General features: G+C 41.2%; 11 protein-coding genes. 4 read left to right on the forward strand and 7 right to left on the reverse strand.

Annotated elements, in window-relative coordinates:
- Positions 1–22: 22 nt before the first annotated feature.
- Positions 23–421 (reverse strand): transcriptional regulator SpxA, encoded by a 399-nt coding sequence (spxA, locus tag M313_RS0102210; protein ID WP_010191975.1) that lies wholly within the window; start codon positions 419–421, stop codon positions 23–25.
- Positions 422–987: 566 nt separating this feature from the next.
- Here spxA and M313_RS0102215 point away from each other — a divergent pair.
- From M313_RS0102215 to M313_RS24440, 3 genes are read left to right on the forward strand one after another with little or no spacing between them, the layout of a single operon-like run.
- Positions 988–2,208, forward strand: a complete 1,221-nt coding sequence (locus M313_RS0102215) for an efflux RND transporter periplasmic adaptor subunit (protein ID WP_010191976.1) — start codon at positions 988–990, stop codon at positions 2,206–2,208.
- A gap of 9 nt (positions 2,209–2,217) precedes the next feature.
- Complete coding sequence (locus M313_RS0102220) at positions 2,218–5,286, forward strand: efflux RND transporter permease subunit (protein WP_010191978.1); 3,069 nt, start codon at positions 2,218–2,220, stop codon at positions 5,284–5,286.
- 24 nt (positions 5,287–5,310) lie between these two features.
- Complete coding sequence (locus tag M313_RS24440) at positions 5,311–6,042, forward strand: SGNH/GDSL hydrolase family protein (RefSeq protein WP_010191979.1); 732 nt, start codon at positions 5,311–5,313, stop codon at positions 6,040–6,042.
- Between the two features lie 60 nt (positions 6,043–6,102).
- On the opposite strand, the gene M313_RS0102230 is transcribed toward M313_RS24440, so the two are convergent.
- Positions 6,103–6,678, reverse strand: a complete 576-nt coding sequence (locus tag M313_RS0102230) for a GNAT family N-acetyltransferase (protein WP_010191981.1) — start codon at positions 6,676–6,678, stop codon at positions 6,103–6,105.
- Between the two features lie 170 nt (positions 6,679–6,848).
- Here M313_RS0102230 and M313_RS0102235 point away from each other — a divergent pair, with 170 nt between their 5' ends.
- Positions 6,849–7,034: a hypothetical protein gene (locus M313_RS0102235; RefSeq protein WP_010191983.1), complete on the forward strand. Its 186-nt coding sequence runs from the start codon at positions 6,849–6,851 to the stop codon at positions 7,032–7,034.
- Positions 7,035–7,079: 45 nt separating this feature from the next.
- On the opposite strand, the gene M313_RS0102240 is transcribed toward M313_RS0102235, so the two are convergent.
- From M313_RS0102240 to opp3b, 5 genes are all read right to left on the reverse strand, one after another.
- Positions 7,080–8,294, reverse strand: a complete 1,215-nt coding sequence (locus tag M313_RS0102240; RefSeq protein ID WP_010191985.1) for a putative glycoside hydrolase — start codon at positions 8,292–8,294, stop codon at positions 7,080–7,082.
- A gap of 365 nt (positions 8,295–8,659) precedes the next feature.
- The gene (locus M313_RS0102245; RefSeq protein ID WP_010191986.1) at positions 8,660–9,604 is read right to left on the reverse strand and encodes an ABC transporter ATP-binding protein; all 945 of its coding nucleotides are present in this window, start codon (positions 9,602–9,604) and stop codon (positions 8,660–8,662) included.
- Complete coding sequence (locus M313_RS0102250) at positions 9,594–10,673, reverse strand: ABC transporter ATP-binding protein (RefSeq protein WP_010191988.1); 1,080 nt, start codon at positions 10,671–10,673, stop codon at positions 9,594–9,596. The genes M313_RS0102245 and M313_RS0102250 overlap by 11 nt, the downstream gene beginning before the upstream one ends.
- Before the next feature lie 22 nt (positions 10,674–10,695).
- Complete coding sequence (gene opp3C / locus M313_RS0102255) at positions 10,696–11,706, reverse strand: oligopeptide ABC transporter permease (RefSeq protein ID WP_010191991.1); 1,011 nt, start codon at positions 11,704–11,706, stop codon at positions 10,696–10,698.
- The gene (gene opp3b / locus M313_RS0102260; protein WP_010191993.1) at positions 11,706–12,635 is read right to left on the reverse strand and encodes an oligopeptide ABC transporter permease; all 930 of its coding nucleotides are present in this window, start codon (positions 12,633–12,635) and stop codon (positions 11,706–11,708) included. The genes opp3C and opp3b overlap by 1 nt, the downstream gene beginning before the upstream one ends.
- Positions 12,636–12,711: the final 76 nt, after the last annotated feature.

Consider the following 12,711-nt stretch of genomic DNA (forward strand, 5'->3'; position numbering starts at 1 on the left):
GTAGAAGTTTTTTTGTTTTATATTAGCTGTTCACTAATCGTTGTGCTTCTCTTAATTGGAAGGTTCTTACTTTTCTTGGTAAGAATCGACGAATCTCATCTTCGTTGTACCCTACTTGTAGTCGTTTTTCGTCTATGATGATAGGTCTTCTTAAAAGACCAGGGTGTTCTTTTATAACGGAATATAATTCTTGAAGTGGCATTGCTTCCACATTTATATTCAGTTTTTGGAAGATTTTAGATCTAGTTGAGATGATCTCATCTGTTCCGTCTTCCGTCATTCGTAAGATCTCTTTAATCTCATCAATCGATAAGGATTCAGAGAAAATATTTCTTTCTGTATATGGAATGTTATGTTCTTCTAACCAATTTTTTGCTTTACGACAAGAAGTACAACTTGGAGATGTATATAGGGTTACCATGAACTTTCCTCTCCTTTTTATCTAGTATTATTCGAAAGAACATGCTGAACGTTTCTAATTGTGAATCGCTCTCAGTTTGAAATTACTCTAAAGAAGTAATATCTATTGTTTATTATACACGATTTCCGACTAAAAAGGTATAGTATTTTAAAAGTCGGACAAGTTGTCACAGCATGTTCAAATTTTTTCGTTTTTTTAACGCCCTTTAGATTTCCGTTCTGGGTGTTCGCTTTCCGCGGGACGGTGCTTGAGCCTCCTCGGCTTCGCTTGTGGGGTCTCAAGCTACCGTTACTCCCCCGCTGGAGTCTCACACCCTCCACTTCAATCTACAGGGGAAATCTTATAATCAGTTTAAATATTTTTAATTACTGCTTTGCTTACATCTATTCAGACGTTTGGTTGTCTTGGAAGGTTTCATATAAATGAAATTAGTTTTGATAATTTTTTGTGTGTTCACAAAGTAGTAACAATTATGTTGATTCGATTGCCCTTCGATAGTTAGGATTTGTAAGGGTTTGTAATACATGTTAGTTTTATAATTAGACAAGATAAGTATGAGGTGATATATGTTGAAAAAATATTGGCTGCTTCCTGCCATGTTCGTACTCTTATTTTCAACCGCTTGCAGTCAAAAAGAGATTACAAGCCAGAATACAGAGTCCAATAAGATTCCTGTGACGATTGCTGAAGTTACGGAAAAAAACATCAGCAACACGATCGAATTGGTCGGACTGGCTGTACCGGAAACACAAGTACCACTCCTAACTACCTCCCCCCTTACCGTTGAATCTGTTCATGTAAAAATTGGAGATATAGTAAAAAAGGGCGATTTAATTGTTTCATTGGATTCTGAAGCTGCAACTGAACAGGTAACTCAGGCTCAGAGTGCAGTAACAGAGCTAGAAAATGCCCTTTCTAAAATGAAAGAAATGCAAGAGGCAGCTGAAAATCAGGCCTCTCTTTCTGATATACCCAAGTTGCAGGAAGAATTAAACCAAAGTTTAGAAAAATCTCAAGCTCTTTTGGATGGCGTTGACACAGGGGCTGTTACATCGCTTGATTTGGTTCAAAGTACAGTTGATGTGATGGTCAAACAGGCGCAACTAGCGACAGCTGCGAGCCAAGTCCAACAAATGCCTACCTTCAACACTATGGAAGTGGAAGCTCAGCTGAATCAGGCTAGACAAGGGCTTAAGCAAGCGCAGCAAATGGCAGATGCTACTTCGATTACAAGCCCGATTGATGGAATTGTTTCAGAATTAAATGTAGTAAACGATGGAATTGCTTCTCCTAATGTTCCAATTGGAACGATTATACAGTTAGACAATATTGCTGCAACCTTCCAAGTAAATAGTTATCAAGTAAGTAAATTAAAAGCTGGGCAAGATGCCACTATTTCGTTTGAGGGATTGGCAGATTCGTTTGAATCCAAAATTGAGACAGTCTCTCCAACAGTCAACCAGCAGACAAATATGTTTTCCGTCACCATTCCAGTCAGTAATACAGAATTAGAGATTAAAGGCGGAATGAGAGCCACTGCATTTGTAGCCGTTGATAACCTGGAAGCTCAAACTGTCGTGCCTATGGACGCCATTTTATATGAAGAGGAAAATCCTTATGTGTATGTCATTGAAGAAAATAAAGCGGTAAAACAAGATGTTCAAACCGGTTTCCGTGACAATGAATTTATGCAGATCCTTGAAGGAGTTTCTAAAGGCCAGAAAGTAGCCGTAAACGGAAAAGAAAGATTAAAAGACGGTGCAGAAATAACTGAACAAAGTGAGTGAACCTATTAGATGAAAATTGCGAAGCTTTCTGTATTACGTCCCATTGCGATGTCAATGGTGATCATACTTATGTTAATCCTTGGTGCCGTCAGCATGCGCGGTATGCCGGTAGACTTATTTCCCGAGTTAACTTTTCCTATAGTAGCGGTAACCACCACCTATGAGGAGGCTGGTCCTGAAGAAATAGAGAACTTGATATCTTCTCCACTTGAGGATGCCATGAGCACTTTGCCGAATGTTGAATCTGTTACCTCTATCTCTCGGACAGGGGGCTCGCTTGTTCTCGTGTCTTTTACCTGGGGAACGAATATGGATTTCGCCTCCTTGGATATGAGGGAGCGGATTGATTCTGTTCGCGACTTCCTTCCTTCAGGTGCCAATCTGCCAAGGGTTCTCCGCTTCAATCCAAGTGACCTGCCAATTGTGCAACTTGCCATCACAGATCCTTCTGGAGAAATGACCAAAGCAAAGCAGTTGGCGGAACAAGATATAGAACCCCAACTAAGCAGTGTGGATGGAATTGCGTCTATTTCAGTGGAAGGCGGAGCAGAAAATGAAGTAAGGATAACGTTGGATCCAAACGCCCTTTCTTCCTTTGATGTATCTATTGATCAATTACAACAAATTATCGCTGCGGAAAACTTAAACCTTCCCGGTGGTTCTCTGACAGATCAAAATCAAAACCTGCCAATAAGGATTACCGGAGAATATGCCTCCATTTATGACATACAAACGCTTCCGATTCCTACTCCTAAAGGGGTCATCCAACTCGATCAGCTCGGTGAAGTAAAAGAAACCCTGCAACCGACAACGCAGCTAAGCTACTTGAATGGAGAACCCGCAGTAGGGATGTCGATATTGAAGCAGTCAGGAAGCAATACGGTTACGGTTGCAAACAATATTGAAGAAAAGTTAGAAGAAATCAGAAAAAACTTACCTGAAGGCGTCGAAATAAAGCCGATATTTGATCAAAGTCAATTTATCGAACAGTCCATTCGCGCCGTGACCACCAACATGATTGCTGGTAGTTTATTGGCTGCACTAGTTCTGTTTTTCTTTTTACGAAACATACGCAGTACGCTTATCATTTTATTTTCTATACCTGTTTCCATCGTCGCAACCTTTATCTTCATGTACTTTAGCGGCCAAACGTTAAATCTTCTGACTCTAGGGGGACTCGCGCTTGGAATTGGGATGATGGTGGATAACGCCATTGTCATATTGGAAAATATATATCGTTTACGACAAAAAGGTTATTCCATGAAAGATGCGGCAATTGAAGGAACTAGTGAAGTTGGCCCTGCCATCATCGCTTCCACTTTGACCACCGTCATCGTTTTCTTACCAATCGTATTTGTGGACGGTTTGGCTGCACAATTATTTAAACCATTAGCACTTGTGGTTTCGTTCTCGTTGCTCGCCTCATTGTTCACAGCATTGATCATTGTTCCGTTATTCTCATCTCTACTATTAAAAGTAAATACAAACACTTCTCGTTTCGAAGAGAGATTTACCGGATTCACCAATTGGTACCGTTCTATTTTGGAAAAGGTATTAAGGAATCCGAAGAAGACCGTAACCTCTATCGTCATTTTGTTTCTGATTTCATTAATTGGAATCCCTTTTATCGGAAAAGAATTCTTACCTCAGCAGGATCAAAGTTTCATTTCTATGACCGTACGCTTACCTGACGGGAGCTCACTAGATGCTACATATGATGTGATGGAAGAAATTGATTCGAGGTTGTCGGATATTAATGAAATTGACCTGGCATTTGTGACTGTCGGGGGAACAGACAACTTCTCGGTTTCAGCAGGTACTCAGACAAACCGGGCGAACTACAGCATTCTTTTGACACCTGTTATAGAACGGAGCCGCTCCGACAAACTTGTAGGAGACGAAATAAGGCAGAAGCTTGAGAATATCCCTGGTGCTGACATCTCCCTTTCTTCCGGGGACTCTGGTTTTTCTCAAAATCCTGTATCCTTAAGTATTACAGGACCTGATTTGACCACGCTGAAAGATATGGCCGATGAGACAGTCGAGCTTCTTTCTGAAATTGATGGAATCAGGGAACCTTCTTCTAACTATACAGAAGGTAATCCCGAGATTGTCGTTGATATTGACAGAGTTAAAGCAAGTCAGTTTGGCATTGGCAGTGCACAGATCGCTTCTGCCGTTTCAAATGCCACAAAAGGACTTGTCGCATCAAGAATGGCTCGTGACGGAGCTGAACTTGATATTCGATTAACGATTGAAGATACGTATACAGCTTCCATTCAAGATTTGGAAAAGTTGCTGATCAATACACCTACTGGTGAAAACATCCCTCTTCAAGCAGTGGCAACTGTTGAGCGAGGCCAAGGTCCAAGTCAGATTAATCGCACAAACAGAAACCGTGAGATTACGGTTAATGCTGATATTGTGAACCGGGATCTTGGAAGCGTCATTGATGATGTCGAACAAACATTGAAGGAAAACATCTACATTCCAAACAATCAATATAAAATAACGATTGGCGGACAGGATGAACAAATGAATGACGCCTTTTTCAAACTCGGAGGTGCCTTGGCACTTGCAGTTGTTCTTGTCTATATGGTCATGGCAGGACAGTTTGAATCTTACTTCTATCCATTTATCATTATGTTCAGCGTACCGCTGACGGTTATTGGAATCATTACCGGCCTTCTCGTCACCGGACAACCGCTTGGTGTTGGTTCCCTCGTCGGAATGCTGATTCTTACCGGAATCGTCGTCAATAACGCCATCGTATTTGTCGACTATGTGAATATGATGAAACGCGATGGCAAAACCACTTGGGATGCTATTCTTATAGCAGGACCAACCCGTTTACGACCAATCTTCATGACTGCTTTAACTACCATTCTCGGTTTGATTCCGTTAACCTTGGGCTTTGGAGAAGGGATGGAAATTCAGCAGCCGATGGCGATTGTAATTGTCTTCGGATTAAGTTTCGCAACCATTATTACATTGATTTTAATACCGGTTGTTTACTATCTGTTTGATGAATTTAAGGAAAAAAGAAAGCTTAAAAAGTTAGAAAAGCTGGATGCTTAAAAATTTTGCGGGAGGATGATGAACATGTTAAAAAGATGGATTTTGGTTATTACGCTTCTTGTGTCGAGTTTTCTTATCTATCCTCCCGTAACTGCTGAATCTCCTGGTGAAATTACTTATATCGCCATTGGAGATTCATTAACTGCAGGTCTTGGATCATCAGAAGAAAACTATTTACGCATTCACGGCTTTGTTCCGCAATTCACGAAGTATTTACGAGAGAAAAACAATGTGACTGTGGAGAATTATGGGATCCCAGGCCTTTCCTCTACAGGCTTATTGGCATTGTTGAATGCAGATGAGGCCTTGCAAAACCGTTTGAAAACGGCCGGAGTCATCTCTGTTTCCATTGGAGGGAATGACTTCTTACAAACCATCCGTTCTGTACCTGAGAGTGAGGATGAGACAGCACTTAATGTCCGGATGGAGATTTTGAAGAGGACTTATCAGGAGACCTATAAGTTGTTACGAGAACTGAATCCTGATGCTACTATCATTCTTTTAGGACTCTATAATCCATATCCAGAAGGTCATGAATTGACGGACCTTGGTGCTAAATATGCCCCATTGTTTAATGGCTTTATCGAAGAATATGGAGCTGAACCCAAAACACTGGTGATTGACCCGTATGAAGCGTTTGAGGGAAAGGCATTGGAGTGGACGCATATCTCAGAGGATGATATTCACCCTAATGATATGGGCTATACCGAGATTTTCAGGTTGATGAAGGGTGCATATAAGAAAAGTTTAGAATGATAGAGAAATCCCCCGGAAGTAAAGCATGGAGCTTTTATTTCCGGGGGATTTTCTTATACCTTATAATTTTGACAAAATATCCTCATTATTATCATCTTCATCATAGGTAAGTACTTTGTCTACTTTATCATATGATTCACCGTACAGTTCTTTATCTTTATATGTATGAATTTGCTCGTATGTAGCTTTCATTCCCTCGTAGATCGCTTCTTCCCCTGCATTCGTCGGTGACCAGTATAGAATCTCCATTGCATTCACTTCATTTGTTGCAAGAGAACGACGTCTATAACCGATTGATGTGGCATGTTCAAACCCTTCTCTTTTATAAAAACGGAGTCTTTTTTCCGTGTCTGTGTCTTCGTAATCCACAGGCTCTACTTCAAGAATAACCGGCTTGCCTTTTTCCTTCATTTTGTCTAGCAACTTATGTCCAAGCCCCATCCCTCTTGCATCTTTTGAAACAAACAAGTAGTCGATAAAAATGAAATTTTCAAGCTCCACATACATTAATACATGATGCTCCCCTTCATCCTTATGATAAATGTCCCCTCTTTCTTTTAAAAGAAGCTCCATATGCTCCCTGGATTTCATCTCTTCTACTGGAAAATACTGATTTAACTTCTCATACCAATTCATTCCGTAATAAACTCCCCTTTCGTTTTATCTCTATGTACACTTTAAGTATAACAAACTTGAACAGACCTCAGTGTTAATATACCCTCTTCCTTTTCTATTAAACATACCATACAATAGGAGTATGATTGTTTTTTGTATACGATTACATAAGACAAAGGGGATGTGTGGTTTTGATCGAATATTTCATTGATTTTACCATCGTGGCTATATTGGTCATCGGAATTACCGCCGTTATGGGCGTACTGACAAATGGTATCGGGGAAAAGCTTTTTGGCGGAAAAAAAGGCACGGAAAGCTTCGATAAGTCAGCTAGCGTGCAGGCTGGATGGAAGAGTGTTGGAGGGAAAAAGAAATAACACAAAAAAGCTGCCAGATGATTGGCAGCTTTTTTAAATATCTTCTTAGTCATTAAGTGGGGTAAAGTCTAGTCCTTCTGTATAGCTGTTACCTGCATTCCAAATCAGGTATTCATCAATTCCATTCTCGTTTAGCGCACGGATTTGATCCTCCACTTCCTTAGGACCATATGGAATATAATTCCCTGCCCCAAGCCATGTAGCTGTGAAGTCCTGAATCCAAGGTCTTGATACAGGTCTATTTTCCAGTTCATCCAGCTTGGCGTTTTCTAATTTAGAGTATTCGGCAATCAGCTTGTATGGCTCCGTATCGGGCTTTGCAATCCCGAAATATGCTGTCCAGTGGCTTGGATAGATCATGGATGAAATTACATCCACGTGTTCTGAGATGCGACTGAAGTTCTGTCCGATTCCTGGTGCTTCTGGCAATGTTGCTGTATAACCAAAAATATCTACGGACACTTGCACATTGTAAGGCTCTAACCGCTCACGTGCATACTCCACGAAATCTGTTACCGCTTCCACTCGCTTTTGAACATTGTCCATATCTAAATCCTTGTACTCTCCGTAGGTGTATTCAAGACTTGTGTCTCTATTTTCAAAACCTTCCGGGAAACGCACATAGTCGAACTGTATTTCCTGAAAGCCCATTTTCGCGGCTTCAATCGCAATGTCTACATTGTAATCCCAAACTTCCTTTAAGAAAGGACTGACAAATGCTTCTTCCCGACCATTCACCCACACTTTACCGTTTTCCTGGAAAGACAGGTCCGGGCGCTTCTTCGCAAGCACAGTATCCTTGAAAACTACGATTCTACCAATTGGGTAGACTTCATTTTCTTCCAAGGTTTTCATCATTTGTTTTGGGTCCTTGATGTAAGGTTGTGCAATGTCCATGAATGGGGAGTCTTCCTCCTCCGGTATGTAAGTCAGATATCCATGATCATCCTTAATATCAATAACCATTGCGTTAAGGTCTGTTTTGTTCAAAAGATCTAGTAAGCGTGGAAATCTTTCCCCACCTGCTGAATGACCTGTTACATAGATTCCTCTAACTGCATCTGGATATGTAAAAGTATATCCTGAGTCAAATGCAAATCTCGCAATCGATATAGGCAGCTCGCGTGTTTGCAATTCCACCTTTTTTGTTGCATGTTGTGCCGCTTGAAGTACTTCTTCTCCTTCTGCTTGTACTAGTGTTCCACCTAATACGAAAATTCCGACTGCAGCCACCAGACCACCAATCATTTTTTTCATCATTTCATTTCAAAATCCCTTCTCTTATTTGCTATCTCTATTATACTGGAAAATCGTTGTTTTTTTACCTTTTTCAACAATTTCCTTCAAAATAATTCGAGAGTACTAGAGTGGAAGGGGGGGATGAGGGTGATAAGGGTTTGGAGGAAGAGTCTCTGTTACCGTTTTGGCTTCTGCGGAGGAGTTTCGGGCGGAGAGACGGCCTCTCTCTTACCGTTTTAGCTTTGGAGGAGGAGTTTCGTTCATAGAGAGCCCTTCTATTAGACTTTTCCCCCTCTCCCCCACTAGCTTCGGGAGTTTAGAACTCATCCCTCCCGCTATCACAAAAAAACCGATCCCCACAATCGGGGAATCGGTTTCCTTACATCTTATTTACCTGCATACTCAGCTTGATACTTTTTAAACTCCGCTTCAGAACACAAGACAAAGTGTCCTGGTCGTACTTCACGCAACTCTAACTCCTCATCCTTGGCATAGCCATGGGATGCTGGATCGTAAGCAAAACGTTTACGGCTGCGCTCAGAATCCGGATCAGGTTGAGGAATCGCGGACAATAAAGATTTTGTGTACGGATGAATTGGATTATTATAAAGCTCGTTACTATCAGCAAGCTCAACAATCTTACCAAAATACATTACTCCGATACGGTCGGAGATGTATTTCACCATGGAAAGGTCATGGGCGATGAACAAGTACGTTAGCCCTTTTTCCTTTTGAAGCTTTTTCATCAAGTTAACAACCTGTGCCTGAATGGAAACATCCAATGCTGAAATCGGCTCATCGGCAATGATGAAATCCGGTTCCACCGCTAGTGCACGGGCGATACCGATACGTTGGCGCTGCCCGCCACTGAATTCATGTGGATAGCGGTTGGCGTGCTCTTTATTTAAACCAACCGTTTCTAATAGTTCATGCACACGAGCAAGACGTTCCTTTTTCGACTTCGCCAATCCGTGAATGTCAATTCCTTCTGCGATGCAGTCAGCAACAGTCATACGTGGATTTAAGCTAGCAGAAGGATCTTGGAAGATCATTTGCATCTTGCGGTTGAATTTCAACAAGTCTTTCTTAGACTTTTTGCCGTGAACGTTCTCGCCCTCAAAGAGTACTTCTCCGTCTGTTGCATCATAAAGGCGGATGATGGTACGTCCTGTTGTAGACTTTCCACATCCGGACTCTCCAACAAGTCCAAGTGTTTCTCCGCGATAAATATCGAAATTCAAGCCGTCTACTGCTTTAACCATATTCGGCTTTCCTTCATTAAAGTATTGCTTCAAGTTGCGAATTTCCACTAACTTTTCATTAGTTGCCATTGTTTCCACCGTCCTTTACCAAAACAGGCTTTTCGAAGTTTTGTGGCATGTGACGTCGACGCTTTTGAACAGCTAGTGGTGGTTCTACTGCCGGTGCATCTTCATGTAACAACCACGTTTTCGCAAAGTGCGTTTTGGAAATTTGGAACATTGGTGGCTCCATTTCCAAATCAATTTGCATAGCGAATTCGTTACGTGGAGCAAATGCATCTCCTTTTGGTGGATCAGATAAATCTGGTGGTGAACCAGGAATCGCATAAAGCTCATCCTCATCGCCTAGATCCAAGTCAGGCATGGAGCTTAATAGCCCCCATGTGTAAGGGTGGCGTGGATCATAGAAAATCTCATCCACTGTACCTGTTTCGATGATTTGGCCACCATACATAACAGCTACTCGGTCTGCAACGTTAGCTACAACACCAAGATCATGTGTAATAAAAATGATGGATGTATCTATTTTCTTCTGAAGGTCTTTCATCAAGTCAAGAATCTGTGCTTGGATGGTAACGTCCAGTGCAGTAGTAGGTTCATCTGCTATTAACACTTTAGGGTTACACGCAAGTGATATTGCAATAACAACCCTTTGTCTCATCCCCCCAGAGAATTGGTGAGGATATTGCTTAAAACGTTCTTCTGGCATCGGTATCCCTACAAGACGAAGCAAGTCGATTGCTTTTTCTGCAGCGGCGCTTTTGCTCAGTTTCTGGTGTTTAATGATTCCTTCCATAATCTGTTTACCAACAGTCATTGTCGGATTTAGAGAAGTCATTGGGTCCTGGAAAATCATTGCGATATCTTTTCCGCGGATGTTCTGCATTTCTTTTTCAGAAAGCTTTGCTAGGTCTTTTCCGTCAAATAAGATTTCACCGTGTTTAATATTGGAATTATGTTTTGGTAATAAGCGCATAACGGTTTTGGTTGTTACGGATTTACCGGAACCGGACTCCCCCACAATCGCAAGGGTCTCACCTTTTTTCAAGTCGAAGTCAACTCCACGGATAGCCTTAACTTCTCCTCCGAATGTATCAAAAGAAACATGTAAGTTTTTCACTTCAAGTATTTTTTCCATTGTCATTCACCTGCCTTTATAACTAGTCTTTCATTTTAGGATCTAATGCATCACGGAACCCGTCCGCTACAAGGTTAAACGCAATCATCAATAAACTGATGATAATTGCAGGGAACACCATGATGTGCGGGAAGATCTGTAAGGATTTGAATCCGTCGTCTATTAACGTACCAAGTGATGCCATGGGAGGCTTCAAGCCGAGCCCAATGAAGCTAAGGAATGCTTCGAAGAAAATAGCACTTGGAATGGTGAACATTGTATTAATGATGACTACTCCTACCACGTTTGGCAGTAAGTGTTTCGTTATGATTCGGTTATTGGTTGAACCGAGCGTTTTGGATGCGAGGACATATTCCTGGCTCTTGAGCTTTAGAACCTGTCCCCTGACGACCCTGGCCATTCCGACCCAACCGGTTATGGTTAATGCTATGGTAATCGCTATAATCCCCGGCTCTAGCACGAGAATCATTAGAATAACGATAACTAAGTTTGGAATACCAACTAAAACTTCGATGATACGTTGCATGATGTTATCTGTACGTCCACCATAAAAACCTGATATTCCACCATAAGCTACACCAATTACCATATCAATGAAAGCTGCCAATAAGGCAATGTATAGAGAAATACGTGTACCTGTCCAAACACGTGTCCATAAGTCACGTCCAAGGCTATCGGTACCAAACCAATAATAATCTGTTATACCACGTTGCTCGTACACGTCCACTCCATCTCTTGTTCCATCCATGATACCAAGGTTCTCAATGCCAGGAACTTTAGGAGGTAGATTACCCTGTGTTACATCCTGAGTATTAAAACCGTGATTATTCATAAATGGGCCAAAGATTGCGAGAAATGCAATGACGATTAGAATAACAGCTCCAGCAATAGCGGCTTTATTTTTCTTAATGCGCAACCAGGCAGTTTGCCAATAGGTCAAACTTGGTTTCGCTATTTTTTCACTTTTACTTGGGTCTTGTGCAGCCGGTTGGAATAATTCCTTAGGCAGTTTATCAAAATTGTTGTTATTCATTATTTCTTACCTCCTGCCAGGCGAATACGCGGGTCGATAATTCCATAAAGAATATCAACTACAAGAACGATGACAATGAAAAGTGCTGCAAAAAACAATGTCGTTCCCATGATTACTGGATAATCGTTTGTTGTAATGGAACGCACAAACTGTTCTCCAAGACCTGGGATTGAGAAGATTTTCTCAATAACAAGTGTTCCTGTCATCAAACTTACAGCCAACGGTCCTAGAACCGTTACGACTGGAATCAATGCATTTCTTAATGCGTGCTTTACAGCGATATCATAATTGGAAGCACCTTTTGCACGTGCCAAAGTAATATAATCTGAACCTAAAACCTCAATCATTTCGGTACGCATGAAACGTGCGGAAATGGCGATTGGGAACATAGATAGTGCAATCGTAGGCAAGACCGTAAATTCCCATCCTGACCAAAACGCAACTGGGAACCAGCCAAGTTTAACACCAATCCAGTATTGTAATAACCCCGCGAAAACAAAGGAAGGGATGGATTTACCAAGCACCGCCATAATTGTAGATCCGTAGTCAACCCATGTGTTTTGTCTTAATGCAGCAATAACTCCCAAGAATATTCCGATTATTGTACCGAAGAACATTGCTTGAAATCCGAGTTGAGCTGATGGACCAATACGTTGCATGATCAAGCTCGTAACGCTTCTGTTATCATATTGAAACGAGATACCAAGATCACCTTGAACTAGGCTTCCAATATATTTCAAATATTGTACAGGCATTGGATCATCAAGACCATATTTGGCATTTAGTATTGCTTTTTGTGCTTCTGACAGTTTGTCTTGCATCGTAAATGGGGAACCTGGCATCATCTTCATCAGGAAGAATGTAAATGAGGCAATTAAGAATAAGGTGATAAACATATATAAGATACGTTGCAACAAGTACTTTGTCATCTCTGCACCTCCTAAAAAATAATGCGTCGAATTCGAATTGTTTATAATTTTCCCTAAAATTCGACAATTTCCTTAC

It is taken from the genome of Bacillus sp. m3-13, assembly GCF_000175075.1.
Lineage (GTDB): Bacteria > Bacillota > Bacilli > Bacillales > Bacillaceae_I > Sutcliffiella_A > Sutcliffiella_A horikoshii_C.

Excerpts from the sequence above, each read along its gene's own strand:
- spxA (WP_010191975.1), bottom strand. The coding sequence starts at position 421 with ATGGTAACCCTATATACATCTCCAAGTTGTACTTCTTGTCGTAAAGCA.
- M313_RS0102215 (WP_010191976.1), top strand. The coding sequence starts at position 988 with ATGTTGAAAAAATATTGGCTGCTTCCTGCCATGTTCGTACTCTTATTT.
- M313_RS0102220 (WP_010191978.1), top strand. The coding sequence starts at position 2,218 with ATGAAAATTGCGAAGCTTTCTGTATTACGTCCCATTGCGATGTCAATG.
- M313_RS24440 (WP_010191979.1), top strand. The coding sequence starts at position 5,311 with ATGTTAAAAAGATGGATTTTGGTTATTACGCTTCTTGTGTCGAGTTTT.
- M313_RS0102230 (WP_010191981.1), bottom strand. The coding sequence starts at position 6,678 with ATGAATTGGTATGAGAAGTTAAATCAGTATTTTCCAGTAGAAGAGATG.
- M313_RS0102240 (WP_010191985.1), bottom strand. The coding sequence starts at position 8,294 with ATGATGAAAAAAATGATTGGTGGTCTGGTGGCTGCAGTCGGAATTTTC.
- M313_RS0102245 (WP_010191986.1), bottom strand. The coding sequence starts at position 9,604 with ATGGCAACTAATGAAAAGTTAGTGGAAATTCGCAACTTGAAGCAATAC.
- M313_RS0102250 (WP_010191988.1), bottom strand. The coding sequence starts at position 10,673 with ATGGAAAAAATACTTGAAGTGAAAAACTTACATGTTTCTTTTGATACA.
- opp3C (WP_010191991.1), bottom strand. The coding sequence starts at position 11,706 with ATGAATAACAACAATTTTGATAAACTGCCTAAGGAATTATTCCAACCG.
- opp3b (WP_010191993.1), bottom strand. The coding sequence starts at position 12,635 with ATGACAAAGTACTTGTTGCAACGTATCTTATATATGTTTATCACCTTA.